General features: G+C 52.3%; 25 protein-coding genes. 10 read left to right on the top strand and 15 right to left on the bottom strand.

Going from position 1 to position 25,750, the window contains the following annotated elements; all coding sequences use genetic code 11:
* Positions 1-61: 61 nt before the first annotated feature.
* Together K3T83_RS40220 and K3T83_RS40215 are read right to left on the bottom strand one after the other, a co-directional pair.
* Positions 62-616, bottom strand: a complete 555-nt coding sequence (locus tag K3T83_RS40220) for a dihydrofolate reductase family protein (protein WP_220208779.1) — start codon at positions 614-616, stop codon at positions 62-64.
* 47 nt (positions 617-663) lie between these two features.
* Positions 664-1,380, bottom strand: coding sequence for a helix-turn-helix domain-containing protein (locus tag K3T83_RS40215; protein WP_220208778.1), 717 nt, complete (start codon positions 1,378-1,380; stop codon positions 664-666).
* 647 nt (positions 1,381-2,027) lie between these two features.
* On the opposite strand from K3T83_RS40215, the gene K3T83_RS40210 reads away from it, so the two are divergent.
* Positions 2,028-2,495 (top strand): GNAT family N-acetyltransferase, encoded by a 468-nt coding sequence (locus tag K3T83_RS40210; protein WP_220208777.1) that lies wholly within the window; start codon positions 2,028-2,030, stop codon positions 2,493-2,495.
* A 145-nt stretch (positions 2,496-2,640) separates the two neighbouring features.
* Positions 2,641-4,866: an ATP-binding cassette domain-containing protein gene (locus K3T83_RS40205; protein WP_220208776.1), complete on the top strand. Its 2,226-nt coding sequence runs from the start codon at positions 2,641-2,643 to the stop codon at positions 4,864-4,866.
* A gap of 331 nt (positions 4,867-5,197) precedes the next feature.
* Here the strand turns inward: K3T83_RS40205 and K3T83_RS40200 are convergent, their stop codons facing one another.
* Positions 5,198-6,448 (bottom strand): acyltransferase, encoded by a 1,251-nt coding sequence (locus K3T83_RS40200; protein WP_220208775.1) that lies wholly within the window; start codon positions 6,446-6,448, stop codon positions 5,198-5,200.
* A 765-nt stretch (positions 6,449-7,213) separates the two neighbouring features.
* On the opposite strand from K3T83_RS40200, the gene K3T83_RS40195 reads away from it, so the two are divergent.
* Positions 7,214-7,966, top strand: a complete 753-nt coding sequence (locus K3T83_RS40195; RefSeq protein WP_220208774.1) for an SDR family NAD(P)-dependent oxidoreductase — start codon at positions 7,214-7,216, stop codon at positions 7,964-7,966.
* Between the two features lie 5 nt (positions 7,967-7,971).
* Here the strand turns inward: K3T83_RS40195 and K3T83_RS40190 are convergent, their stop codons facing one another.
* Positions 7,972-9,090 carry a hypothetical protein gene (locus K3T83_RS40190; protein ID WP_220208773.1) on the bottom strand — a complete coding sequence of 373 codons (1,119 nt, stop codon included), beginning with the start codon at positions 9,088-9,090 and terminating at the stop codon, positions 7,972-7,974.
* Positions 9,091-9,328: 238 nt separating this feature from the next.
* The gene (locus K3T83_RS40185; protein WP_220208772.1) at positions 9,329-10,258 is read right to left on the bottom strand and encodes a ketopantoate reductase family protein; all 930 of its coding nucleotides are present in this window, start codon (positions 10,256-10,258) and stop codon (positions 9,329-9,331) included.
* Between the two features lie 156 nt (positions 10,259-10,414).
* On the opposite strand from K3T83_RS40185, the gene K3T83_RS40180 reads away from it, so the two are divergent.
* Positions 10,415-11,041 (top strand): TetR/AcrR family transcriptional regulator, encoded by a 627-nt coding sequence (locus tag K3T83_RS40180; protein ID WP_220208771.1) that lies wholly within the window; start codon positions 10,415-10,417, stop codon positions 11,039-11,041.
* A gap of 581 nt (positions 11,042-11,622) precedes the next feature.
* A complete protein-coding gene (locus K3T83_RS40175; protein WP_220208770.1) occupies positions 11,623-12,519 on the top strand; it encodes a DMT family transporter in 897 nt (298 codons plus the stop codon).
* Positions 12,520-12,748: 229 nt separating this feature from the next.
* Here K3T83_RS40175 and K3T83_RS40170 read toward each other — a convergent pair whose 3' ends face one another.
* The 7 genes from K3T83_RS40170 to K3T83_RS40145 all read right to left on the bottom strand — a co-directional run bounded on the left by K3T83_RS40170 (position 12,749) and on the right by K3T83_RS40145 (position 17,491).
* A complete protein-coding gene (locus K3T83_RS40170; protein WP_220208769.1) occupies positions 12,749-13,090 on the bottom strand; it encodes a hypothetical protein in 342 nt (113 codons plus the stop codon).
* Positions 13,091-13,531: 441 nt separating this feature from the next.
* Positions 13,532-14,050 (bottom strand): pyridoxamine 5'-phosphate oxidase family protein, encoded by a 519-nt coding sequence (locus tag K3T83_RS40165; RefSeq protein ID WP_220208768.1) that lies wholly within the window; start codon positions 14,048-14,050, stop codon positions 13,532-13,534.
* A gap of 204 nt (positions 14,051-14,254) precedes the next feature.
* Positions 14,255-14,728, bottom strand: a complete 474-nt coding sequence (locus K3T83_RS40160; protein ID WP_220208767.1) for an NUDIX domain-containing protein — start codon at positions 14,726-14,728, stop codon at positions 14,255-14,257.
* A 115-nt stretch (positions 14,729-14,843) separates the two neighbouring features.
* Positions 14,844-15,749 carry an NAD(P)-dependent oxidoreductase gene (locus tag K3T83_RS40155; RefSeq protein WP_220208766.1) on the bottom strand — a complete coding sequence of 302 codons (906 nt, stop codon included), beginning with the start codon at positions 15,747-15,749 and terminating at the stop codon, positions 14,844-14,846.
* A gap of 155 nt (positions 15,750-15,904) precedes the next feature.
* Complete coding sequence (locus tag K3T83_RS57425; protein ID WP_268963547.1) at positions 15,905-16,033, bottom strand: hypothetical protein; 129 nt, start codon at positions 16,031-16,033, stop codon at positions 15,905-15,907.
* Positions 16,011-16,523 carry a hypothetical protein gene (locus K3T83_RS40150; protein WP_220208765.1) on the bottom strand — a complete coding sequence of 171 codons (513 nt, stop codon included), beginning with the start codon at positions 16,521-16,523 and terminating at the stop codon, positions 16,011-16,013. The genes K3T83_RS57425 and K3T83_RS40150 overlap by 23 nt, the downstream gene beginning before the upstream one ends.
* Positions 16,524-16,666: 143 nt before the next feature.
* Positions 16,667-17,491, bottom strand: coding sequence for a class I SAM-dependent methyltransferase (locus K3T83_RS40145; RefSeq protein ID WP_220208764.1), 825 nt, complete (start codon positions 17,489-17,491; stop codon positions 16,667-16,669).
* Positions 17,492-17,715: 224 nt separating this feature from the next.
* On the opposite strand from K3T83_RS40145, the gene K3T83_RS40140 reads away from it, so the two are divergent.
* The 4 genes from K3T83_RS40140 (at position 17,716) to moaC (ending at position 21,791) form a co-directional block, all read left to right on the top strand.
* Entirely contained in the window at positions 17,716-18,675 is a 960-nt protein-coding gene (locus K3T83_RS40140; protein WP_220208763.1) for a phosphotransferase family protein, read from the top strand.
* Between the two features lie 83 nt (positions 18,676-18,758).
* On the top strand, positions 18,759-19,361 hold the full coding sequence (locus tag K3T83_RS40135; protein WP_220208762.1) for a PadR family transcriptional regulator: 603 nt from the start codon (positions 18,759-18,761) through the stop codon (positions 19,359-19,361).
* Positions 19,351-20,766, top strand: coding sequence for a carotenoid oxygenase family protein (locus K3T83_RS40130; protein WP_220208761.1), 1,416 nt, complete (start codon positions 19,351-19,353; stop codon positions 20,764-20,766). The genes K3T83_RS40135 and K3T83_RS40130 overlap by 11 nt, the downstream gene beginning before the upstream one ends.
* A 515-nt stretch (positions 20,767-21,281) precedes the next feature.
* Positions 21,282-21,791, top strand: a complete 510-nt coding sequence (gene moaC, locus K3T83_RS40125; RefSeq protein ID WP_220208760.1) for a cyclic pyranopterin monophosphate synthase MoaC — start codon at positions 21,282-21,284, stop codon at positions 21,789-21,791.
* 85 nt (positions 21,792-21,876) lie between these two features.
* Here moaC and K3T83_RS40120 read toward each other — a convergent pair whose 3' ends face one another.
* The 3 genes from K3T83_RS40120 to K3T83_RS40110 all read right to left on the bottom strand — a co-directional run bounded on the left by K3T83_RS40120 (position 21,877) and on the right by K3T83_RS40110 (position 24,935).
* Positions 21,877-22,644, bottom strand: a complete 768-nt coding sequence (locus tag K3T83_RS40120) for an SDR family NAD(P)-dependent oxidoreductase (protein WP_220208759.1) — start codon at positions 22,642-22,644, stop codon at positions 21,877-21,879.
* A gap of 101 nt (positions 22,645-22,745) precedes the next feature.
* The gene (locus tag K3T83_RS40115; RefSeq protein ID WP_220208758.1) at positions 22,746-23,588 is read right to left on the bottom strand and encodes a helix-turn-helix domain-containing protein; all 843 of its coding nucleotides are present in this window, start codon (positions 23,586-23,588) and stop codon (positions 22,746-22,748) included.
* A 297-nt stretch (positions 23,589-23,885) separates the two neighbouring features.
* Positions 23,886-24,935 carry an aldo/keto reductase gene (locus tag K3T83_RS40110; RefSeq protein ID WP_220208757.1) on the bottom strand — a complete coding sequence of 350 codons (1,050 nt, stop codon included), beginning with the start codon at positions 24,933-24,935 and terminating at the stop codon, positions 23,886-23,888.
* A gap of 178 nt (positions 24,936-25,113) precedes the next feature.
* On the opposite strand from K3T83_RS40110, the gene K3T83_RS40105 reads away from it, so the two are divergent.
* Positions 25,114-25,713 (top strand): TetR/AcrR family transcriptional regulator, encoded by a 600-nt coding sequence (locus K3T83_RS40105; RefSeq protein WP_220208756.1) that lies wholly within the window; start codon positions 25,114-25,116, stop codon positions 25,711-25,713.
* The last annotated feature ends 37 nt before the right edge of the window (positions 25,714-25,750 follow it).

Raw genomic sequence — 25,750 nt, 5'->3', positions numbered from 1 at the left:
TGAGTTCTCCCGCACATTTGTACGTAGAGCCTTCATGAATACTTCGGGAAACTTCTTCCTCTCACGCAGGCTTTTGAGGCTGATAATGGAGCGCAACGACCCCTGAACTGAATGTCCTGGTATTCAAGAGCTTCAGCGTAGTGACGTCCATCTGTTCAAAGATGCGCGGCCCTTCTCCGAAGGTAAACGGAAACACGAGCAGGCGGAACTCATCAATCAGGCCAGCTTGAAGCATCGTCTGCGTCAGTTCTCCCACACCATACTGCAACAAACTCTTGCCCGGCTCTTGCTTGAGCTTCCTGATCTCCGAAGCCACGTCCCCCTGAATGAGGCTGGCATTCCATTGAAGTGGCTCCTGTAGGGTTCGGGATGTGACATACTTGGGCATGCTGTTGATCCTGTCTGCCTCTTTTCCTTTCCTGGTCGGCCAAACCTGGGCGAAGCCCTCGTAGGTCTTCCGACCCATCAAAAGCGCGTCTGGCATGAACAAGAGGTCATTGAGGTATTCCTGAACATCTGCGCTGTGCAATGGGTAATTCTGCTTCCAAAACTCCATATTCTCCCCACCCATAGCTCCATCGACAGACACTTCAACTTCTACAATGATTTGTCTCATGTTCGTTGTTTCTCCTTTCGTTGTTCATTAGATATGAATAGTATGAATCAACGGAAGGGCCTTGTATTGTACAGAAACGACAGTTGCTCAGGTCTGCTTTGCCGAAGGATTTGAGCAGGGGTTTGGCCTATGAAGGTCTTCAGCGATCGGATCAGATGCGCCTGATCAAAATAACCCGCTTCGAGAATGGTAGTGCTAACTGAGATACCTTGCTGTAAGAGAAGTGTTGCGTAGCGAGCACGTTCAATTTGGCGAATCGTGCCCTGGGTGACTCCGGTTGATTGCACGAAACGACGCTGAACGGAGCGCAGAGAGAGATCTTTGAGTTGCCCTTGTAACGCAGCACCTACGACGGGCTCACGCACCAGGAGACCCTCACGCACCAGCCAGTCGACAAAGGTGTCCGCATTCTCATAGGTGGGAAACTGGAAGGTCGAGCCAGACAGCCAGACTGTTTTCCTTGTGGCCTGTGGCAGGGTCAGATCTCCATTCACAAGGTTTCTGGCAGGCAGATGGGGCAGAAACGTGCCCAGTTTAAACAGGATGCCGAACCACTCTCTGTCGGTAGGACAATCACCGAGCGGCGTGGCTTTGGTCTCTGGACCCCGCACTGTCAGACTCATCTTGCCATCGTATGTGGTTACGACGATCTGCCAACGGCTCTGGGCAATAGAGAGCAAAGGGTCGGTTCCCTCACTATGAGCGCGCCAGACCCGTTCGACAAAAGGCGAGTCCGAGAGCCGTTCATCATCAATGATATACATACTTTTACCTCCGCTCTACTGGACTAAAATACTCTCGCAATAGAGTGGGATGGAACAAGACCTTCCATCTGTTCTGCTGCAACCAGGTTCTCTTCTCTCCCACAGAAGGATACCACAAGGAGAGACATCATCAAAGAGCCACCTTTTGCTCTTCTTTTTTTCTACAAGGGCTGCCCATAGTGTCCGCAAGCAGAGAATGTCTCCTTTACAGGTGGGAAGCTCGTTCACTATTGGTACTCCGGGTTTATACTGCTTCACTGCTATCTTCTTCAACTACTACTCTGTCAAACTTCAATCAACACATTGGAAAGGCAGCCGTGTATGGTAGGGGCGATGGCTTATCCTCGCCCTCCCCAGGCTGCTTCACCGCCCCTGGCACGTGCGAGAGGGGGAGAGACCATGCGGTGGCGAGGGCGACAAGCGCAAGGCCCCCACAGCCCCTCCACACCTCCCATTGTCGCTACGGGTGGGAGCAGCTTCTCTCCCCGGCGCATTTGCCAGATGCACCAATCATTGCGCCCGCCGTGTCTTCTCGGATTCATTTGTTCATGTGCGTAATCGTTCCACTATGAAATGGAGAAGCCCCGGTCTGGGATGCAAATTCATGAAAAATGGTATAATCATCGATAAAAAGGAAAGTAGTTGCTATGATACAATTAGTTCCTATGACGGAGCAGGATTTTCAAGATTTCTATGAAAACTTGATTCGAGAGTATGCCGCAGATAAATTGAAGGCGGGCAATTATCAACCGGAAGATGCGTTGCAACGGTCAAGAAAAGAAATTGAGGAACAGTTGCCCGATGGATTGGCGAGCAACGATCAGTATTTGTATAGTATCGTGGAAGATGAAGCAGCCCAGAAAGTTGGCATTCTGTGGGTCGCCGCTCAACGCGCAAAGCAGATGGCCTTCGTCTATGATGTTGAAATTTATGAAGCATTTAGACGACGTGGCTATGCAGAACAGGCATTTTTGCGCCTGGAGGAAAAGGTGAAGGAGCTGGGTTTGACAAAGATTGGCCTGCACGTCTTTGGACATAACCACGCGGCCCAGGCGCTCTACAAGAAGCTAGGATTTGAGATCACGAATGTTCATATGGCGAAGACGTTAGATTGAAGAGCATTACGCAATGTCCCCATTTCTCCCCGGTTTTAGCCACGAAGCATTTCCGCCTTTTCAAGTCAGCGAGAGAACAGATGAGTAGTGGCAATCAGTGGCTGGCGGTTCAGTCCTGAAATAGTCGGAGGAAACAAATACCAGAATGGTTCAAGAATATATCGAGATTCGTAGTGCCCGCGAGAACAACCTCAAGGATGTTTCATTGAGGTTGCCCAAGCGCAAGATTATTATTTTTACTGGTGTATCTGGTTCAGGGAAGTCCTCAGTGGTGTTTGACACCATTGCCAACGAAGCGCAACGCCTGCTCTTTGAGAATTTTAGCATGTTCATTCGCAACTTGCTGCCACGCTATCCCCAGCCGGACGCTGATGTGATTGAGAACCTGAGCATGGCGGTGCTTGTGGATCAGAAGCGCCTGGGTGGGGGATCGCAATCGACGGTGGGTACGGTAACAGATATTGCGCCTGTGCTGCGTCTGCTCTTTTCGCGGATCGGTACACCCTACGTTGGCTATGCAAATGCGTTTTCCTTTAATGATCCTCAAGGTATGTGTCTGGAGTGTAATGGGCTTGGCCGCAAGGTAGGGATTACCCTGGAGGCGCTGATTGACAAAACAAAATCGTTGAACGAGGGAGCTGTCATCGCTCCGGGACTGGCCAACTGGGAAAGCGATCTTTATGCGAGTTCTGGCTTCTTCGACAACGACAAGAAGGTCGCCGATTATACAACCGAGGAACTGGACCTGCTTCTCTACAGCGAACCGCGCAAACATAATGGGCTGGCGTACAACACCTATGAAGGTCTGGTGTACAAGTTCAACCGCAAGTTTGTTACGCGGGACATCCAGACGCTCTCGCCTCGCATACGACAAAAGGTCGAGCCTTTTCTGAAGCTTGGCCCCTGCCCACTCTGCAAGGGTGCGCGGCTCAATCAAGCGGCGCTGAGTTGCAAGATCAATGGCTACAATATTGCCCAGTTTGCGACGATGGAAGTTGATGAGTTGATCGAGGTCATCAAGGAGATCAAAGACCCCGCAGTTGCACCTGTAATTCAAACTCTGACCGCACGGCTACAACATCTGGTGGATATCGGGCTAGAGTACCTGAGCCTGGATCGTATAACAGATACGCTGTCCGGTGGTGAGTCGCAGCGTGTAAAGATCGTCAAGCACCTCAACGGCAGCCTTGTGGATGTAATGTATATCTTCGACGAACCGAGTGTTGGATTGCACCCACGCGATGTCCATCGTTTGAACGAACTTCTGGAGAAATTACGCGATAAAGGCAATACGGTGATTGTGGTGGAGCATGATCCAGATGTCATCAAAGTAGCAGACTACATTGTGGATATGGGGCCGTATGCCGGGAGTGGGGGCGGTCAGGTCGTGTACGAGGGCAGCTTTGCTGGTCTGCTCAAAGCCGATACGCTGACCGGCAACCATTTGCTGCATAAGAGGCCGCTCAAGGATGAATTCCGGCAGGCTACTGGCGTCTTGCCGATTGTCCATGCCACCGTCAATAACCTGAAGGATGTCAGTGTGGATATTCCTGCTGGCGTGCTGACGGTCATCACTGGTGTAGCTGGCTCAGGCAAAAGCTCGTTAATCAATGAAGCCTTTCTCAGCCAGCATCAGCAAGCGGTGGTGATCGACCAGTCGCCTGTGGGCGTATCCAGCCGCTCCAATCCTGCTACTTATACCGGTATCATGGATGACGTACGCAAGGTCTTTGCGGCGGTGAATCGCGTCGATGCTGGTCTGTTTAGTTTTAATTCAAAAGGTGCCTGCCCCAATTGTCAGGGACTTGGTGTTACCTATGCTGATCTGGGATTCCTTGAGGGCGTCAAGCTGCCCTGCGAAGTGTGTGGCGGGAAACGCTTTAAGGATGAGGTTCTGACCTATACGTTGAACGGCAAATCGATCGCTGATGTCCTGGGTATGACTATTCATCAAGCATTGGAGTTTTTTACCATTAAGGAGGTGCTGCCAAAGCTCCAGGCGATGAGCGATGTGGGTCTGGACTATCTGACGTTGGGCCAGCCCTTGAGCACGCTTTCTGGCGGCGAATGCCAGCGGCTTAAACTTGCTAGCGAACTGCACAAACATGGCAGCGTCTATATCATGGATGAGCCGACGACTGGTTTGCATCTATCGGATATTGGTCGCTTGCTTACCATTATGAACCGGTTGGTAGATGGTGGGAACACAGTGATTGTGATTGAGCATCATCTCGATGTGATTCGTAATGCAGATTGGATCATTGATATGGGTCCGGAGGGCGGCAATAAAGGTGGATTGGTCATCTTCGAGGGGACGCCGCGAGAGCTGCTTGGCGCAAAGCATTCGCTGACGAGCCAGTATTTAGGATAGATGTGAGAAAGAGGGAGATGAGCGTAGATGCTTCATCTGTCAGGGGAAAAGCGTTCCCTCCCACCGTAGCGACAAGGGGTGGTGTGGAGGGGTTGCGGGGGCCTTGCGCTTGTCGCCCTCCACAGGCCGCTTCATCGCCCCTGGCACGCCACACGAGGGGGAGGAACCTTCTGGGAGAGAGGGCGACAAGCGCAAGGCCCCCACCAACCACCCCCAACCACCCCTTGTCGCTACGGAAACCTCAACATTCTTTGTCCCTCACCATTCTCCTTCAATTGCCGAATGCACCAATTATCGCTCGACTACGACACGCCTGTCCTATGTGTTTGCGCTAACTGATCAGCGCCCGACTATTTAAGCGTCCTGTATTGATTTGCTCTGCATCGTAACCGTGCCGAATGAAGGTTGCTGCCAACATCGTTCGGAGCAGTGTTCGTGTGCCGTGTGCTTTTAGCAATAGGAGATCGCTCAAAAGCAATGTGATGGCAAACGAGCAGCTAGCCATGAGGAAGAAGGTCGCCAGTGGATCGAGACGGAGCGGCAAGAGATAGCAGGCGATGATGAGAACGACCGGAAAATGCACAATATACCAGTGGAATGAAGCTTTGTTGCTATATTGTAGAAATTTACATGCTTTATTCATATATGTATCGCCAATTGCCAGAGCCGCAACAAGCCATGACCAGAGCGTAAGGCTGTTAAGTGCTTGAAAGAACAGACAGGCGGGCGAATAGTCGGGCGTGTATAGCCAGGCGTGAAGCTCGCCCGTGTGCCAGTGCAGTAGTATTGTCAGGAGGCCAGCGCAACCTGTACCCAGCGCGATACGGCCATGTCGTCGCAGTGCCGATCTGAGGCCTGGGTTGGCAAAGAGGACATAGCCATACAGATAGTAGAGCAACCAGTTGATCGCATCAGTCAGACTACAGTAGACCGGAAAGACCGCACGTAGTGCCACCTGGACCGCGATGAGGGGCAATGTCAGCAGCAACAGCCCGCCCGGTTGCTCACAGATTCGAGCCAATCGCTCTATCCAGGCTTGCCCGGCCTCGCGGCGCAGGAGAAGGCAGAGCGGGAGGGCGATCAGCGAGAAGCCGAACAGGTACGCGAGAAACCAGAGGTGATGGATAGAAAGGATGATCCAGTCCAGCCTGCCATTGAGCAAGATCTGGCCCAGGAAGAACGGGTAGAAGGCGATCAAAGAACCGCTGTAGTGTTGATTGCTACCCATCTCAAAGTAAGCCTGAAGCGGCATTAGCAATACACATCCTATTGCCAGCGGAACCAGCAATCGCCAACTGCGCTCGCGGAGAAACTGACCGGCTGTTCTGCGACGGAGCGCCTGCCATGTGCTGGCACCAGCCAGGAGAAAGAACAGTGCCATCGCCCACTGTGTCACAAACGAGAGACTATATGCTGCCCCATCATTCATAGATTTCACGCCAATATTTTCAATTGGCTGATAGAGTTCGGCGAACATCTGAACGCAATGAATCAGTACAACAAGTATAAATGCCAGAATACGTAACCAGTCAAAGCAATAGATTCGTTCGGATCGTTGTGATATTTTACCTGATGTATTCATAACTGTATTGCTTTCTCTGCTGCTTATATATTGTTTTTTTGTATTCATTAATTGCTTAGTAAGAAGGATAGCGACGAATTGTAGAGGAAATATCACGAAACGTGCTGGAAAATGTGGCGAAAATATGTCGAAGGGGACTGTATAGATGACATATCAGCGGAAATGAACGATCTCTTCAAATACTTTGTCTTGCTAAATAGTTCGTGCTTTGTTATGCTGGGGATCAAAAGAGCAGTTATGTTGTAGTCGCGCGATAATTGGTGTATCTGGCAATTGAAGGGAGGGAATGGCTCTGGACAACAGAGGATATTGGGTTCACCCGTAGCGACAAGGGGCGGTGTGGTGGGGCTGTGGGGGCCTTGCGCTTGTCGCTGTTGGGATCACGCGGAACCGGGAAACAGAGAAACGATGTGGCGAGGGCGACAAGCGCAAGGCCCCCGCCAAGACCCCCCAGCACCCCTTGTCGCTACTGGCAATTGAAGGGAGGGAATGGCTCTGGACAACAGAGGATGTTGGGTTCACCCGTAGCGACAAGGGGCGGCGTGGTGGGGCTGTGGGGGCCTTGCGCTTGTCGCTGTTGGGATCACGCGGAACCGGGAAACAGAGAAACGATGTGGCGAGGGCGACAAGCGCAAGGCCCCCGCCAAGACCCCCCAGCACCCCTTGTCGCTACGGATGGGGAGAACCTCTCTCCCTGGAACATTTGCCGGATGCTCCAATTATCGCTCGACTACAACACACATGTATAGTCAGAAGGAGAAGAGAGTGGATATTCAAGGAAAAGTCGCGCTGATAACCGGTGGTGGCACCGGACTTGGTCGAGTTATTGCGCAACAGTTGGCCCGCGAAGGTATGCAGATTGCGGCTCATTATTCACGATCCGAACAGGAGGCACGCGATACCGTCAAAGAGATACAGGAGTTGGGAGTGCGGGCGATGGCGGTGCAGGCTGATCTCAATGCGCCTGCGCTCGTTGCTAACTGCAAGCGTATGGTTGAGGAGGTTGCCGACCATTTTGGACGACTCGACCTCCTTATCAACAACGCTGGGACCACCAGGGGCGTGCCGTTCTCCGATCTCGACGCGCTCACCGAGGTTGATTGGGACGACGTGCTGAACGTCAATACGAAGGCACCATTTTTCACTGCACAGGCGGCGGCACCGATTATGCAGCGCAATGGGGGCGGCCAGATCATTAATACCGCCTCCATCGCCGGACTTGGCACGACCGCGAGCAGCATTGCCTATGCCGTCTCCAAAGCTGGTATGATCCATCTCACACGCTGCCTGGCCGTCGCTCTCGCCCCGACTATTCGTGTAAATGCTGTGGCTCCGGGTGTCCTCACGACACGCTGGAACAGCAATTTTACGGCTGAGCGGCTCCAACAGATCACACAGCAGACCCCGCTGCAAAAAGTGGTGGGTCTGGAGGATGCCGCCGCCGTGTATGTAATGCTGGCGCGCAATGAGAGCATGACGGGCGAGATCATCACCGTTGATGCCGGCGTAACGCTGTGAGGCTCTTACATCTCCATATCAAGGCTTGAAGACGATGATGACGAAGACTCTGGCGAAGAAGTTTCCCTGGTAGCGGTCTCCCGAGCAGACCGCCCAGGAATATTTACTGCACCTGGCGCTGTCAGCGAAGCTACAGGAGTATCCCGACTATACTTGGCACGAAATGCTATTGCCCCCTCCGTCATTCTCGGTGGTGCTGGTTGGCCCCTGTCAGGCAGGATAGCCGCAATTTGATCACAAGTCTCTTTAACTGCTCTCAGGGTAGTTTCTTCATCGGCCTCAAAGAAGATACGAGAGTACCCCTTATCCCCCACACCCATTATTTCCACCTTCACTCCTATCAACTCTAACCCTTCTATTGTCGTTTGATCTAGAACAAAACTTCCATCTATCTGATGCGTCCGAAAATCATCTTTACCTTCTCCTTCCAGAGTAATGTTCGGGAAATCCTTCAGAACTTCTATTAGCATTCCCTCTGGAACTGCCTGTGGTTCTCCAGCAGCAAAGCTCTCTAGCCTGTGGGTTTCAGCGTCATCAGCTAATGGTGATTTGAAGCTATCTGTTAATCTTCTCGACTCTGATGACCATGTTTCATATCCTTTGCTCCACATAACTGGAATTGCGTCTATAAACTGTGGATACAACTCTTCATTGAATATTCCCCTATCCCATTCTGCATTTGTTGGATTAGGATTTTCTAATAATCTTCGTTCTAGATTCTCCTGCATTATTATACGAGTATGCGTGTATAAAGCTGTAGCGTTTTTAAATTTCTTATCTAAATTATTATCCCAACCCTCACCGGCTATATCACGTGCTTCCGAACCTTGATCCGATGGCCCTGCGATACGAGCTTCTGGAGCAGCAGACGTTTTGCCAGATTCTGGAACAGCACCACGTCTCTTTGCCATCAGTTCTCGCAATGTATTCGCTGTTCTTTCAGCCCCTCCGGCACTTCCTACCATACCAGCAACAGTTTCGAGTGTTGTTCCGACTGTTGCATCTTTTGTTAATTTGAGTATATTTGATATGGATTTTCCTTTTTGATCTGAAGCGCCCTCTCTTTCTTGAGAGTTATCACCCTGAGATTGATGTAATCTTTCTGGGGATGGTCTTCTTTCCATAATAAATCCTCTCATATAGAGCCACGTCTATCTCTTTTCATGGCATGGACGATATTTACCTGATTTACACATGTTATCGGTCAGGTCTCTTTTTGAGCAAGGGTTACAATATGTCATGTTACCATCTCTAATAAGAATATTCAAATAGATAACCTCTGTCGTAGTGGAGCGATTTATCGCGTGAGGTAGCCCCTCTCATGTGGGCTAGACGCGATAAATCGCTCCACTACGACAGAGGTTACCCGTTTAAATGCTCAAACAGGTGGTTGAGTGTCGGTGTAGCACGGGGCGAGGTGCGTAGTTGTGCCATAAGTTCTTGTGCCATCTGTTGGACCTCTTTGATATCATCATCCAGATGATCGTCAATCCCGAGTTTTGAAACAGGTGTTCGTAGCATCGCTTGCAGGAGGGAGACGATGAGCCAGCGTGGGAGCCAGAGGAAGAGCAAGGTCATGCTGAAAGGCGTCAGGGGCGTGCCTTGCGCTTGCAGAGCCAGGAATCCCTCACGAATGGCCTGAACCATCATCATGAGATTGCGGCGTGATCGACTAAGCTGCGCGCTCTTGCCACCTGTCATGGCGACGGTTGAGATTATGCTACCAACCATAATGGCGTGCGTTTTGAGCCAGGTTTGGATGTCGGGACTTATCGAGACGGGGAAACCTGCTTGCTTGAGGATGGCTGCCATCTGGCGAGCACGCGGCGTCACGCGTCCATCAGCCTCTCCCAGCACCATCGGGATCTGGCGCGAGACGATATAGCGAACAACATCTCCCTCGCGCGACCCACCCGCGCATGGGAAGCCAGGAAGCACACGCTGCGGATCAAGCTGCTCAAATTGTTTCATGCCACCTGGATTGTTGAGCAGAAACAGCAGCGTAGGTATCTGGTGATTGGCAGCAAGAATGGGTAGGATGGAGTCAAGGTGGTCGAGTCGTACGGTTATGATAACGACATCATAGCTATCCTCTGGAGCTAGCTGTTCGACGATGGCAACTCGGGTTACTGACCGTCGCCCGCTCAATCCATCTTCAAGTTGAATCCCGTGCTCGCGCAACGATACCGCTCGTTGCCCTCTTGCCAGCAGAGAGACGTTATGCCCGGCTTCCTGAAGCCGTGCGGCATAGACGCTGCCAATTACCCCCGCTCCATAGACCAGAATGTTCATCTTTGTTGCTAGTCCCTTCTATTTTTATCATTAAAATGTTTCCGAAAAGTGGTGCATAGTCAACGCGCCGTTGCAAAAAAAGCGTAACAGATGGTACAATGGGCGTCAATCAGCAAAGGAACGAAGCGTGTTGCCTATGCAACATAGGAAGAGAAAATGATGCAAAAGCTCGATGGTGTCGAAGATCTGCGGGTACGTCGCACGCGCAAACTGCTCCAACAGGCCATGATTGAGGGCGTTGTGGAGAAGGGATTTGCAGCCCTCACGGTGCGCGATATCACCGAACGAGCGATGGTGAACCGCTCAACGTTTTACCGCCATTATCTCGATAAATATGATTTGCTCGAACAACATATGAACGAGATGTATATGTTGTTGGAAGAGCATGGCAGAGGTTTAATAGAGCCAGGACATCATGAAGGTCTTGTTGAGCTACTCAGGCAGGTTCAGCGGTTTCCCGACTTCTACCGTGCCGTGTTTGGGCCGCAGGCGGACGCACTTTTGAGTCGGCACTTTCGCCAGCAGACCGAGCAGCGCTTTCTCACCTGCTTCCAGCATGCCTTTCCCGAAGCTGCATCCCGTCCCGATGTGCCGCCTCTCGATTTAAAGTTCAATACCGTCGCCTCGGCGGGTTGCGGTGCCCTCATCTGGTGGCTGGGGCAGGAGCGGCCCTCTACGCCTGAGCAATTCGCTTCCTGGCTGCACCAGTTGATCTACGACATCTCGGTCTCTGCGTTCAAGCAGGGGCCAGCGGGCGACCGCAAGAGTCGCACCCTCCCATAGACGGGTCGTGTGGTCTCCGTTCGCGTATGGGAGGGTGCGACTCTTGCGGTCGCCCAGGGCTTTCCAATTCTCCCATCTAGCAGGAGTGCAGAGGGCGGCAGCCCTTTGCCAGGGTGCGGGGTGTCCCCGCAAAAACCTTTTTTCTTCTCTTTTGCGCGCCGCCGCAGGCGGCGCGCGAAGGAGGGAAGGAAACTGGGGACACCCCAGACCCCGGCAGGGAGACCCCTGCCCCCCTTTGAGCGGAGAACTGAAAAGCCCTGTGCGGTCGCCCGTGGTGCTTGCTTTTGGATGTTGTTCTCTGTTATACTGGAAAGAGAGATTTCTATATTTTGTGAAGGATACTGCAACTGTGGTTGATCGCGTCTATTGCACCTATTCTATTCTCCCCCCACCTCCTGTTGCCGCATAATCGGGCAGGGAGGAACATAGCTTCATCTTGTGAATCAGCCGTGTGAGGTCGTCGCCTCGCGTTTATCCGGTGCTGAGCAAAACCTCATGACGTACGTGTTCTCAGGCCGCTTCCATCCTGCCCTCATGTGTCTTTTTTCCTAATAGCATTATTCATGAGGAAGGGATCATCTATGTTTTTGCAGAAGTCATCTGTACGAGGCTTTTTGCTGATTACCATTGCATCGGTTTTCTGGGGGACGGTTGGGATTGCCAATCAAGCCATCTACGCTCATAGCGCGGCCAATGCGTTCTCGCTAGCATTTTGGCGACTGGCGATTGCGGCCCCACTTTTTGTGCTGGCAAGCTGGTTGCTGACTGGTCGCCTGCGTTTCCAGGTCAGGCCGCGCGATCTGATCGTTATGTTGTTGATGGGTGTATTGCAAGCGCTCTATCAGGCCAGTTACAGCGCCGCCATCCCTTATGCTGGCGTCACCGTTTCTACGCTCATCGCGCTGTGTGCGGCCCCACCGATTGTCGCACTCGTCTCCACCATGTTGATGCGCGAACGCCTGAGCATACGTACGCTGCTTGCCATGATTGGCGCGCTTGGCGGGACTATTCTGCTGGTTGCTGCTCGGACGCGCCCGGATGTGGGGAATGTCTCGCTGCTTGGTGTTTGCTTTGCACTGCTCTCAGCAGCCGGGTATGCCGGGTTTATTCTCTGCGGTCGTCAGTTGACCAGCACCTATCATCCTCTGCATGTCAACGCTGTTGCTTTTGGGACAGGAGCGCTGCTGTTGTTGTGTTGCGCTGTGCCAACGCAACTGGTTGTGAGCTATCCGTTCTGGGGCTGGATGCTGCTGCTCTATCTGGGCTGCGTGCCAACCGCGCTGGCGTATGGCCTTTTTCAAGTGGGGATGAAGTCGCTATCGGCAACGCTAGTGAGCATCGTAACGCTGTTTGAACCTTTCACTGCTGCCGTGCTTGCCTGGATCTTCTTCCACGAGCAACTCAACACGCCGGGCCTGCTTGGAGCTGCTCTCCTGCTGGTCGCGCTGCTAATCGTGCTGTTGACACCGCAGAAATAGAGGAAGATTTTTGTAGGCTCGACATCTCACAAGGAGAGGAGAACTCCCAGCTCGTACGGACATGATTTGTCACTTCCCGATTTATACATTGATTCATCCAAAACCTGAAAAATATCGTATAAATAAGGCATTATAGAATATAATGCTTGTGAATGGCAATAATACGTTAATATAACACTTTTTGGATAAATCGGGATAAATGGAACGTGACAAATCATGTCTGCGTAACTTATTCTGCCTCTTTTATCTGGTTCTGAACGGGCCAGGTGCGCCTGGATTTCGGCTTGTAGAACTCAGGATTTTTTACCCACACCTGCGTATGAACGAGGGCGATAACAAGCACGCCTAGCGCGGCGCAAGGGTATGCGATCACAGGATAGTTTTGTAGTGCGGCGAAGTGCCAGAGGACGCCGCCAAGAATAAACGCCACCCAACCCTCAAGGACATTGACCACGGGCGAGCTGCCAAACGGCGAGGGATGTGCTATCCCTGTTACGCCTGTAATGTAATGGGGAATGCCATTTGCGCCCCAAAGCCCGGCTAAAAAACTCAATATAATTGTTAGCAACATATGTTTTCTTCTCCTGATCGTGTTTCAATACGAAGTTGTCAGCGTTGTAACCACATCATGCCATGCATTCTCCAGAAGAACCAGGAGTCAACATATTCGGGTATAAAAACTACCTGGATATTGATAAAGGGGTGCCAGTCCTGATCAGAGTCTATGGTCGTTTCGAGAGCGATTTGATACCTGATCCGACATCTTACAGCAGTGGATTGTCCCCCCAAAAATCCATACCACGTATCCACTAACACTTGAGGGCATGGGCCTCGTTCACCCATCTCCCTCTGTTTAACCTGTAACCATAGAGGGCAGAACTGGCCTCGCATTCTGCCGTACCTATTTCTCTCGTAACGGAGCTAGTTTTCTACTAGCTGAGTCTGGTCATGTTCGGTTCATGACGCTTGCGGGTTCTCCTTCTTGTAAAACACCGCTTCCCCAGGTTGGAAGTTAGAACTGGTGGCGGGTTTGGCTGCGACCTATGTCGTATGTGAAGACTTTGGTGGGTTTGACGGAGAACACGAGGTTCGAATCGGTGAGAACTTTTTGTTCGTCTTCATCGTAGAGGTAAAAATACCCGTTGCGTACCTGGTAAGGCCAGCTTCCATTCCACTTGGTCGCCCACACCGAAGCTAAGCGTTCGAGCGCGGCCAGATCGGTGATCTGTACGGCGTCGCCCTCAAGCACTACAGTGAGTCCTTCTGTCTGGTTGCAGCCGGTCGTCAGAATGACGTGCGGGTTTCCACGCAGGTTGACAGTCTTTTGTGCGGTTTCGGTAGCGGTAAAATGGATGGCCTCGTCGTGCCACACGGCTACGAGCGGCGTGACGTGAGGACGACCGTCGGCCCGCACTGTTGAGATCCAGAACAGCTCGGCAGTTTCCAGCACCCGACGCGTCTCCTCCCATGACGTGACCCCTCCGCGTGGTACGCCGTTTTGGGTGTTGAGGTTTGTGATGGGTTCGCTCATCAAAAGCAACTCCTTTCAATCGTTCAGTGACGCAGCTCTGTGTCATCTGCTCTGTGAGAAGTCGAGCAGCGCCCCTTGAGAAGTATAGAATGCGAACCCGAAAAAAAACTTCTCCGATCTTGCCCTTTTTGTCACATCGGGCCACCGCAGCACATGACAAAACATGCTCTGAGAATCAAACCCACATTTTGTCATTTCCCCATATTACATGATTTCCCCGTCTTCCATATATACAAGCGTATCATTATCGAGCGCAGCTAAATAATGAGGGAGACCTCTTGTGAGCTTTGGACTGAGAATCGGAAGAACTTCGTCTAAAGGGAGAAAGCGAAATTCGCTCAGTTCTCTTGCAGGAAGCTTGATAGCGGCTATTTGTGCAGCACTCAATGTCCCGCAGTAGAAAGCGAATTGGAGACATTCGGTTTCTTCGTTCTCTTCAGAGAGGTAATCCATGCCGAGTGATCTGGGAGAAGGAATATCTATCCCCAACTCTTCTTTTACCTCACGGATACATGTTGTTCGGGGTGACTCATTGTCTTCGACGCTGCCCCCTGGGAAGAGCCAGTATGTTCTATAAGTAGGTTTGACGAGCAAGAGATTGCCTTTTTCATTGCGAAAGATCGCGCTGGCGGCCATACGTTTCCTCGGTAATGTTCGATAAAAATTGGAATGTGTCATATGTTCCTTCATACTCCTGAAGAGATAGCGTCATGTGGCTGAAGCAATAGTCAATATATTCAGGCATAAAAATACCCGGACAAAGAACAGTTATCGATGTCTTGCATAGATAGAATTACTCTTCGGTTGGTTTTGCATCCAGGGCGGCAGAGAGAATGTCTGTAACCTCTTCGAGGTTTTGACCGCGCTGTCGGGCCTCGGGGATCTCGCGTCCCAACTCTGTCTGCTCCACAAAGCGATAGATGGCGGCGGCACCTTCCAGCATTTGCGGTGGTAAGCCAAGATCGGCGAAGGTGTGCGCGATCTCCTCCATCTCGCCAACCCAACGATACGCCTTTGGTGGCATCGCTGGCACGCCGCCCTGGAACATACGATACAGGATCGGCTGGCTGCTCTGGAGTTCGGTGGTGAGGGCATCGCTCAGGCCCAGCGCCTTGCTAGCTGTCAGCGCCTCGGTCGCAAGAGCGGTCAGCCCCTTTGTCAGAGAGGCATAGCACATCTTGAGGCCCGATGACTGCCCGATAGCGGGACCAAGCACACGGATATCTAATCCGTACTCTTTCAGAATCGCGAACTGTTCCGCCTGCGGTCCCGACACGTACAGGCGCGGCCCCGCATTGTCGGCGCGTGGAGGACCGCCAATGATGCCCACATCGACGAAGTCAGCCCCGGCTGTCGTGATGATGCTCTGCATGGATTGGACGGTGTGCGGCGCAATGGCGTTGCAATCGGCAAAAAGCAGGCGCGTCGGTGCGGCTTGTAGAGCGGTTGCGATCCGTTCGGCACAGGCCGTCGCCTCGGCTGGCACCAGAATTGAGAGCACTATATCAGCTTCCTGCACCAGCGTTCGATCATCGGCCACATCGATGATTCCGGCTTTAGCTGCCAGCGCGACGCTTCGTGAACTGCGACCTGTGAGATTCGTAAGAACGCGCAGGCCATGTTTCTGTAATCTGGCTCCAATCGCATGCCCCATATCGCCTGGACTGAGAATACCAATCGTGGGTCGGCTGCTCATCATTTGCTCCTTTAACGTTGGAGATGTTGTAGTCGAGCGATCAATCGCTCGACTACGGCAGGGGAACGTTCCCTCCGTAATTTATTATCGCTTTGTGCCTCTAATCTACAATAGGTAGTATATCCTCAAGAGGACGCATTGACAAACCGCCGTTGTTGCTACTCTTCGCCTGGCTTGAGAAGCTCGATTCTGCCCGTATCGGTGTGGAAGGTGATGGTCGCGTTAGCCTGCTTGCCACCAATGATACCGCGTGCATGTTTCCAATTAACGTTCAGGTAGAACTGCATTTCTCTTTCTCGTTATCTCACCCACCAGTACGCCAAACAGGAGAAACAGCGAACCGACGGCAAGCAATATGAACCCCGAAGCAATCTGAGTAGATGGGAACGCACTAATGTAAAGGAACATCGCTAAGACCACGAGCGATTCTAGAGCTGCTCCTGCACCCGTAATGTACAGCATCCAACGAACTGATCGTTTGCGAATTATGGTCAGACAGAATGCCACCAGGCCAACCAGAGCGGCTAGAAGGGGAAGGGCGGAGGCCACCAGGAAGAACAGGCCAATAGCAACCAGCCAGGCGTCGTGAGTGGAGATCGCATACCGACAGGATTCCCACCAACTTATGATCATATCCCATTGCGAGTACGAGAAGCCTGTTGGGCCTGTCATCTGCGAAAACAATATGGGAAGGAAAAAGCCCGGAATTGTGAGAATGGCCCCTGACATACCGAGCAGTACGTCAGGGGAATAGCGTGTGCGTAGTGAATAAGACATCGTATCAGCCTGCTTTCTCATAACTACAAGCTATCAATAAGTTCTATATGGAAGTTATTTCAAGAAGCTTGTTAATGAAAGTATAGATGTAATTCACTCGCGTCGTCATGGGTCAGATGACTCATCTTTCAACAAAAAGATCACTATCCAGGGATGCGCAGGCGAGCCACCAGCACTGGCGGGATCTCTTTATAGTAGGTCCAACTGATTACCATGCTGCCAACCTTTGAGCCGTCGTAGGGATAGTTGAAGGCTGGTTCCTCCAATCCATCCAGTACCATACCTGCTTTGAAACAGGCGTTGAAAAGGACGTGCAGGGGCCGGTCAAAGTAGTATTGAGAGGCCGGCTGACCGATCATCGCAACACCCTTTTGTGGCCCGGTATGCAGGTAGGTGGTGGTTTTCATGGCATAGGTTGCTACAATATTGCCATCAACAGTCGTCTCCTCGACGCAATGGACCGAGCCGGTATTGTTGAAGCAGGGATGGCACAGCGAGAAGACGAAGCGGCCCCCAGGCTTGACGACCTGGCGAATTCCGCGCATCAACGGATCGATCTCGGCCATATCCATGATCGCCATATTGCAGACGGCGGCATCAAAGCGCTCGCGACCCAGAGCAACAATCTCGTCCTCGTGCGTGGCGTCGAGCAGTTGATAGGTAATCCGGTCGCTATATTCCGTATTGCGAGCGCTGGCCCGTTCAAGCATTTGTGTACTGAAATCGGTCGCTACGACCTGTACGCCGATCCGGGCTATGTGGCGCGCAAAGACACCATTGCCACACGAAATCTCTAACACCTGCTCGCCCGGTTGCAAATTGAGCAGGCGTTCGCTGGCCGGGCCAACAAGCAAGCGCTGAAAATCGTTGCCATCGCCCATGCGCTCGTCCCAGAATGCCGCGTTCTGGTCCCAGATATTACGTGTTTCCTCATTCAAATCAGGTTGTGTTGTGTTTTCGCTGGTCATACTCACTCTTGTCCTTTCTATACTATCGACATGCGTTTCAACACAAAGTATACCGGGAAATGGGGCAAAAAACACTGTCCACGAGAACGATGTCAGGCTATTGACAAATATGCTATAATTAAAACGGTAAATTCAGGGTTTGTTATGTATGGACAGAAATGGCATTCGATTATTTATAAATCCTTACCTCCAATAAGCAATCTTACAACAGGGATGTTCGCTTCGTGAGTCAATATCCCAATCATGCCGCCACCGATATGCAACACGTGCGAACGGTAGTAGAGCAACTTTTTTCTTCATCATCACCTCAGATCGAACGCGTCGCAGTGGGTGTCTCCACCTATGTTTATCGCATCCTTGCCCGGAATACTACATGGTATTTGCGCGTCCTGCCAGAGGAAGGGGCCAGCTTTGTTCCTGAAGCTGAGGTTCATACGCAATTGCGGCAGATGCAGGTCAGGGTGCCAGAGGTTATTTTTGTTGAGCCATATAACGAACTGTTGCAACGCTCGATCATGCTCACAACAGAGATTCCCGGCCAGTCCCTCGCGTTATCTCAGCATCTTGGAGAAAAAGTGCTGGCTGAGATTGTTAGAGATGCGGGGCGCGATCTGGCGCGCATCAATAGCTTGCCTGTCGATGGTTTCGGTTGGGTGAAACGCGATCTAACAACCTCTGCCGGGATGCTGCAAGCGGAATGGCCGACGTATCGCGCCTTTATCGATGAATATTGGAATGCCGACCTGGGTTATCTTGCCAATCATGTCCTCGTCATGTCCGAAATAGCACAGCTTGAGCGCGTGTATACTGCGTATGATCGCTGGCTGAACCTTGAGCAGAGCTGTCTGGTGCATGGGGATTTTGATATAACACATATTTATCAGGATCAGGGGCACTATAGCGGTATTATTGATTTTGGCGAGATTCGGGGCGCGGATCGCTGGTATGACCTGGCGCAATTTTCTATGTACAAATGGGAGTTGCTGCCCTGGCCGCTCGAACCCGCTTTGCTGCGTGGCTACGAGGAGATCGCGCCGCTGCCCGCAAACTACGAAGCACACATCCATTTTACCTCCTTGCTTACAAGCGTACGAGCGCTGGCCCGCAGTCTGCAAAAGCGCCCACCCAATGATTACACCCACCACCTGTTACAAATGCTACGCACAAACCTCGCCCGACTCTAGCGCTCGCTCGCTTCCCCCTTGACACCGCTTTCCTCTGTATGGTATACATTTCATATATATAGATGACAGATATATGGAGGTGTATGATGAGCAAAGAGAACAAAAGTCGCTACGCCCTGCTGGGGATGCTCAGCCTGGCTCCCATGTCGGGCTATGATCTCAAGAAGGCAACCGATGAGAGCATCGGCTATTTCTGGCAGGAGAACTATGCGCAGATCTATCCCATGCTCAAACAATTGACGAAAGAGGGGCTGACGACCTCGCATGTTGAAGAGCAGGAGGGGAAACCAGATCGACATGTTTACACATTGACTGATAAGGGGCGCGAGGAGTTGCAGCGCTGGCTCTCCGAACCCGCTGACTATCAGGTCTATCGCAGCGAGCTGCTCCTCAAGCTCTTCTTTGGCAAACAGACCTCGCTGCCCGTGAGCGCGGAGCATATTCGGCAGTATCGCGAGAGACAGGTGCATCTCTTGCATGCAATTGAAGGGATGGAGGCAGATTTCCCGGAACGTTGGAATGAGAATCCCAATGCACCCTACTGGCTGATTACCATGAGCTATGGCAGACATAACGCTCAGGCCTCTATTGCATGGTGCGATGAGACGCTGGCAGCACTGGAGAAGCTGTCCGAACAACCCGAAACAACCACCCCAAATAAGGAGAAAACTGCATATGGCAATTGACAATCGACTCGGCTATACCTCGCTCGACGAAGAGATCGAGCTTGATGATCTGCCCATCGTCGGCAGTGTTCCCACCTGGCTTGAGGGGACATTGTTGCGCAACGGCCCCGGCAAATTTGAGGTCGGGGAGAGCAAGTTTCGTCACTGGTTCGACGGCTTTGCAATGCTCCATCGCTTCTCGTTCCGTGATGGGCGCGTCTCCTATGCCAACAAGCTTCTGCAATCCACGACCTACAAAGTCTCGCTACAGGAGGGCTACATCGCCTTTGGAAGCTTCGCCACCGATCCCTGTAAAGCGGTCTTCAAAGGCTCGATGACCGAGATGATCCCCAACGCCAACGTCAGCATCAACAAGGTGGCAGGCGAGTTTGTGGCAATGACCGAGGCACCTTTGCCCGTCAAATTTGATCCACACACACTAGCAACGCTGGGTGTTTCGCAGTATCAGGACCAGCTAGCCGGTCATCATGGATCAGCACATCCGCACTACGACTTTACCTCTCATACGAGCATCAGCTATATCACTGAATTTGGCCGCGAGAGCCAGTTCAAGGTCTTTGGCATCAAAGATGGCGAATATGAGCGCAGGCTGATCGGTTCCTATCCGGTCCCGGAACCAGCCTATATTCATAGCTTCGGTCTGACAGAACACTACATCATCATTGCCGAATATCCGTATAAGGTGAATCCGCGTAATCTGCTGGCACGCAATCGACCATTTATCGAGAATTATGAGTGGAGGCCGCAGGAGGGCGCGTACTTTGTGGTGATGGATAAGCAGGATGGTTGCATTGTGGGCCGCTACAAAACCGACGCCTTTTTCACCTTCCACCACATTAACGCTTTTGAGCGCGATGGTGAGCTGATCGTTGACCTTTCGGCCTTTCCCGCGCCCACGATCATTCACGATGCCTACCTGGACCAGCTTCAGAGCCAGGGTGAGCGCGCAGATTCCGCAATTGAGAGCGAGTTGCGCCGCTATCACATCCCGCTCGATGGGGCCGCTCCGGTTACATACGAGGTGCTTGCGGGGTATGGCATTGAACTGCCCACGATCAACTATAAGCGCTGCAACACGCACGATTACGGCGTGGCATATGGCATAGGGGCCAGCAAGCAGCAGTCCGAAGCGTTTGCTGGCCTGCTAGTGCGCGTCGATGTGCGCGAGGCTCGGACAACGCTCTGGTCGGAGGAGAACTGTTATCCGGGGGAGCCGGTGTTCGTGGAAGCGCCCGACGCCAGCGCTGAAGACGATGGGGTAATTCTCTCTGTCGTGCTGAATGCGCAAAAGGAGAATGCATTCCTGCTGATCCTCGACGCCCACACTTTCGCCGAGATTGGTCGTGCCGAGGTGCCGCATCACATCCCCTTTGGCTTTCACGGCCAGTTCTTCCGCAACGTCTAGCGTCACGATCCCTTCACAGTGCGCCCGACCCCAGGGCTTTCCAATTCTCCCATCTAGCGGGAGTGCAGAGGGCGGCAGCCCTTTGCCGGGGTGCGGGGTGTCCCCGCAAAAAACCTTTTTTCTTCTCTTTTGCGCGCCGCCTGCGGCGGCGCGCGAAGGAGGGAAGGAAACTGGGGACACCCCAGACCCCGGCAGGGAGACCCTGCACCCCTTTGAGCGGAGAACTGGAAAGCCCTGCGCCCGACCCCCTGGCTCTGGGGTCGGGCGTGGTTCTATGATACACTATGAGCGTCAAGATTTTTGGTAACGAACATTTTTAGCAGGCAACCAACCTGCGATGATGAAGATGAGCAAATGAAGCCAACACCCTTCCCACATGTTTCGTAGTGGAGCGATTTATCGCGTTGGTGGACCCGCTCCACAGGCCACCAACGCGATAAATCGCTCCACTACGAAAGGGGATGGATTATTTGGTTAACCCTTATTATAGAAGCAAGATTGAGGAGGGACATGGTATGGCGGACCAGACGCAGCCATCACCTGAGCATTTGACGCATTTAGACGAGAGCGGCAATATCCGCATGGTTGATGTGACCGGCAAGGCTGAGACGGCGCGGGAGGCCGTTGCGAGAGCGCGTGTACGCATGTCGCCGCGCACCATCCAGCTTATCAAATCCAACGAAATCGCCAAAGGCAGCGTACTGGAGGTTGCTAAAATTGCTGCGATCATGGCCGCCAAGCAGACGCCGCAATTGATCCCGCTGTGTCATCCTCTGCCGATGACGCATATTGACGTTCATTTCGCGCTCGACGAGGAACAGGGCGTGATCCAGATCGAGACTCGCACGCGCACAACCTACAAAACGGGCGTGGAGGTTGAAGCGCTGACAGCCGCCACCGTTGCCGCGCTCACCATCTTTGACATGTGCAAGGGCGTTGATCGCACGATCACGCTGGAACAGGCTTACGTCGCACGCAAAAGCGGTGGTAAGAGTGGTTTGATTGAATTTGAGCCTGAGCAGTAATGCTTCTTCAGAATGCGAACACCTGGAAGGAGGGAATGAGGTGGCAGAACGGGCTGTACTTGTTCCTTCCTTCCGGGCCATCTCTCTATCTGAGTTGTGTGGAACCGAGTTCTATCGCGCCTCCATCCACAAACAACTCCTGACCGGTGGTAAAACTACTGTCATCAGAAGCCAGGAACAGGGCTGCTCTGGCAATCTCATTGGGCGTGCCGATCCGCTTCATTGGTATTCTTGATGCGAGCAGATGTTTGATCTGTGCCACTTCTTCCTCTGTCGTCCCGAATTCATCGAGGATCGGGGTATCGATCACTCCAGGACTAATGACATTGACACGAATGTTTCGATCCAATAATTCACCACTCCAGGTACGAGCAACGGAGCGTATCGCTGCCTTTGTGGCGTTATAGATACTGAGTCCAGGAAAGGCCAGGCTGGTCGATTGCGATGAAGTCAAGAGAATCGAACTTCCATCTGCTAAGAGAGGAAGCGCTTGCTGGACCGTGAAGAAGGTTCCTTTCACATTAATATTCAACAGTCGATCAAGCTGTTCTTCCGTGACCTCTGTTAAGGGTGAGAACGCAGTCACGCCAGCATTGGCAAAAACAACATGGATCTGCTTATGGTGCTGCTGGATGGTCTTATACATTCGCTGAATATCTGCCAGGCGAGAAATATCGCCCTGGACAGCAGTGATGTTCCGGCCAATGGCCTGAACCGCATGATCCAGTTCGCTTTGACGGCGGCCCATAATATAAACATAGGCCCCTTCCTGAACAAACAAGGCTGCGGTCGCAAGACCCAGCCCCGTCCCACCACCAGTAATAACAGCGACTTTTCCTTTAAGCTTTTGCATCTGTTTTCCTCCATTGTGGATGTTCTTGTTGTTGCTGCAACGTTCTGTTGCGCGTTTAGAATAGCTGACAACAGGCAGAACTGCGAGGAAAATCTTGCTGTTTAGCAATAGTTGCCCGGCGGTACGAAGAAGTATCGCTGAAACTGATGTGCAAAGTGCGATTGATCAAAAAAGCCGGTTTCATGGGCCACGTAGCTTACCTCGAACCCCTGAGCCAATAACGCCCTGGCATGAGTCAGCCGCACCTGGATCTGGTAGGCATGAGGAGGTATGCCAACGGTCTGACGAAAGACACGAGCGAAGTGAAACGGACTCAGGTGAGCCACAGCAGCCAGCTCTTGCAGGTGTACCTCTTCAGCGTAGTGCTCTTGCAGATACTCCTTCGCGCGCTTGACAGCCGGGTGCTCTCGCCCTAACCGAGGAAGTTCTCCAGCGTCTTCGGCATGAAGAAGCAACAATGGAGCAAACAGGTGTAATAGCATCTCTTCCTGTTGCAGACGAGAAACCGGGGTCAAGGAACAGTTAGCGAGATCATACAAAGCTTTGTTCAAAGCCGGATCAAAGAGGCAATGACTGGGAAAATGGGGCAAGCGTTGCTCTCTTTGAAGCATCTCTGTGGCAAACTCTTGTAGCCAGGTGGGATCAATGGTGATACCCAGAAAGGTGGTGTTTTGGGGTTGGCAGATCCAGGCTTCTTCAGGCTCGAAGACACGAAACTTCCCCATCCCTCCCCGGTCGCTTGTACAGGTATTTCGATATTGGTTGTCTGCTCTACCAGACTGTATGGAGGTAATCAAAAAATACCCCCTGGAAAAATGCCGACGAGGGGGCGTGGAGATTGCGGTTGCCTGGATGAATTCAAACTGCTTGAGCTGCCACGGTCGCCACGCTCTAGCACGTCCTTCTCCCGCTTCAAACCTTTCGAGAGCCTCGACAGATCCCATGAATGCTTTCCTCCTTGTATGTTAAGACTTTGACAAGCCCGCACAATCATCGGAATGTACAGCCATTTACCGTCAAGAATAGCTAGTTCAAGGGAGATTGTCTTGGAAAATCTTGCGTGTTTTTGGGATCTGGTCCTCATTAATACACTCTGTGTAGTTCATTTCTCCTACTATATAATATAAATTCGTAGTGGAGCGATGTATCACGTTGGGTTTGCGTGCGGTATATTTGCTACAACGCGATACATCGCTCCACTACGAGTTACATCTTTAGCTGGAAGAACTCATAATTAACTATTACGCGTTCTGGATAGCCCGACGTACCACTGAATCGCCGCCGCTTGCTCGCCATTTGTAGGGATAGAGCGGTTGCGGTTCGGTGAGCGTGTCGAGTGCTTCTAGCTCCTGTGACGTCAGGGTGAGGTTGACGGCTGCAAGGTTGTCGGCGAATTGTTCGGGCTTGTTGGCACCAATAATCACCGAGGAGACAACGGGCTTTGCCAGCAGCCACGCCAGAGCAACCTGAGCCGGGGTTGCATCGTCATGAGCCGCCGCGATCTCGCGCAATGTGGCGACAACACGATCCCCCTTTTCATGATCAATGGAGAGGAGCGAGAGATAGTCGAATGAGGCTAGCCGCCCATCTGTGGGCTGCTCTCTCGTGTCCTGATTATTTGTGTATTTGCCACTCAGAAAACCACCCGCCAGCGGACTCCAGACAAGCAATCCCAATCCCTCATGGCGCAAAAACGGCGTGGTTCCATATTCGATGTCGCGACCCAGCAACGAATAGTACATCTGTGCGGAAATCAGGGGCGCGTACCCATACTGGTGCTGCGTTGCCAGGAATGAGGCGGCTTGCCACGCGGCGAGGTTGGAATAGCCCACATAGCGCACGAGTCCGCGCTGGACCAGATGATCGAGCGCGCGGGCCGTCTCCTCAAAAGGTGTCAGGGGATCGGGCACGTGCAACTGCAAAAGATCGATGTAATCGGTTCCCAGGCGTTTGAGACTTGCTTCTGCTGATGCGACGACATGACGATAAGACAAACCAGCATCAGTAAGCGCGGAACCGGTGCGAGCACCCAACTTGGTTGCAATGATAACGTCTCCGCGTCGCCCGCCGAGTGCGCGACCGAGAAACTCTTCAGCACGCCCCTCGCCATAATTGTTTGCCGTATCGAAACAGTTGATCCCAGCTTCGATAGCTTGAGCAACCATCCTGTTTGCGCGCTCCTGGTTCACGGGATGCTCAAAGCCGTGAGAGACACCCTCGCCAAAGGTCATTGTTCCGAGCGTGAGCCTGGATATCACCAGACCCGTCTTGCCCAGCGTCGTATATTGCATGTTCTGCTGCTCCTTTTCCTACAGATGTTGGATATCGACTATCTGTTGTGTATCGAACAATGGTCATCTATAATACTAGATGCATAGAACCGGAGAGGCAATCGGCAAGTTTGTGCTTTTGTTGGATAGGGAACAAAAAGTGAAATTTGTTGGGTGAGAGACGAAAGGAGAAGGGGCTATGGCGACTCCACCAAAGAGCAAGGACCGGCGCGTCCAGCGGACTCATCAGTTGTTACGGCAGGCGGCCATCGATACCATGAACGAGAAGGGCTTCACGGCGATGACGATTCAGGATATCACCGACCGGGCCAACGTCAATCGCGGCACATTTTACGCCCATTATCCCGACAAATACGCGTTGTTGGATGAACTGATTTGCGACCAGTTTCAAGCGCTGCTGAAGAAGAATTTGCCGCCGGAACCGTGCTGGAACAGGCAGACGTTGCGTTTGCTCGTCAAGGTTGTGCTAGAGCATTTTGAGGACGAGTATCGCCAGTGTGAGCCATCGGAGGTGGTTGATCCATTGATCGAGCGTGCCACGAAAGATGCGCTGGCAAACCTTCTGTTAACGTGGCTCAGGCAGGAGCAGCGGGCCGGGGCGCACTTTCGCGTGCCAATCGAGACAATTGCGCGCGTTGTCAGCTGGTCTATCCTGGGCGCGGCGGTTCACTGGTATCAGGAGGGGATCAAGCTTTCGGCGGAACAGGTGGCTGATGATATCTTGCTGATTATCGTGGAGGGTGTTGCGCGTCTGGCACCCGATACGAAGTGGGAGTAAACCCTCTGTTTTGCCTTCTCTTTATACTAAAGAGAGA

Source organism: Reticulibacter mediterranei, from assembly GCF_016587455.1.
Note: the sequence above shows the minus strand (reverse complement) of the source record. Positions and strands in the feature narration are given on the sequence as shown.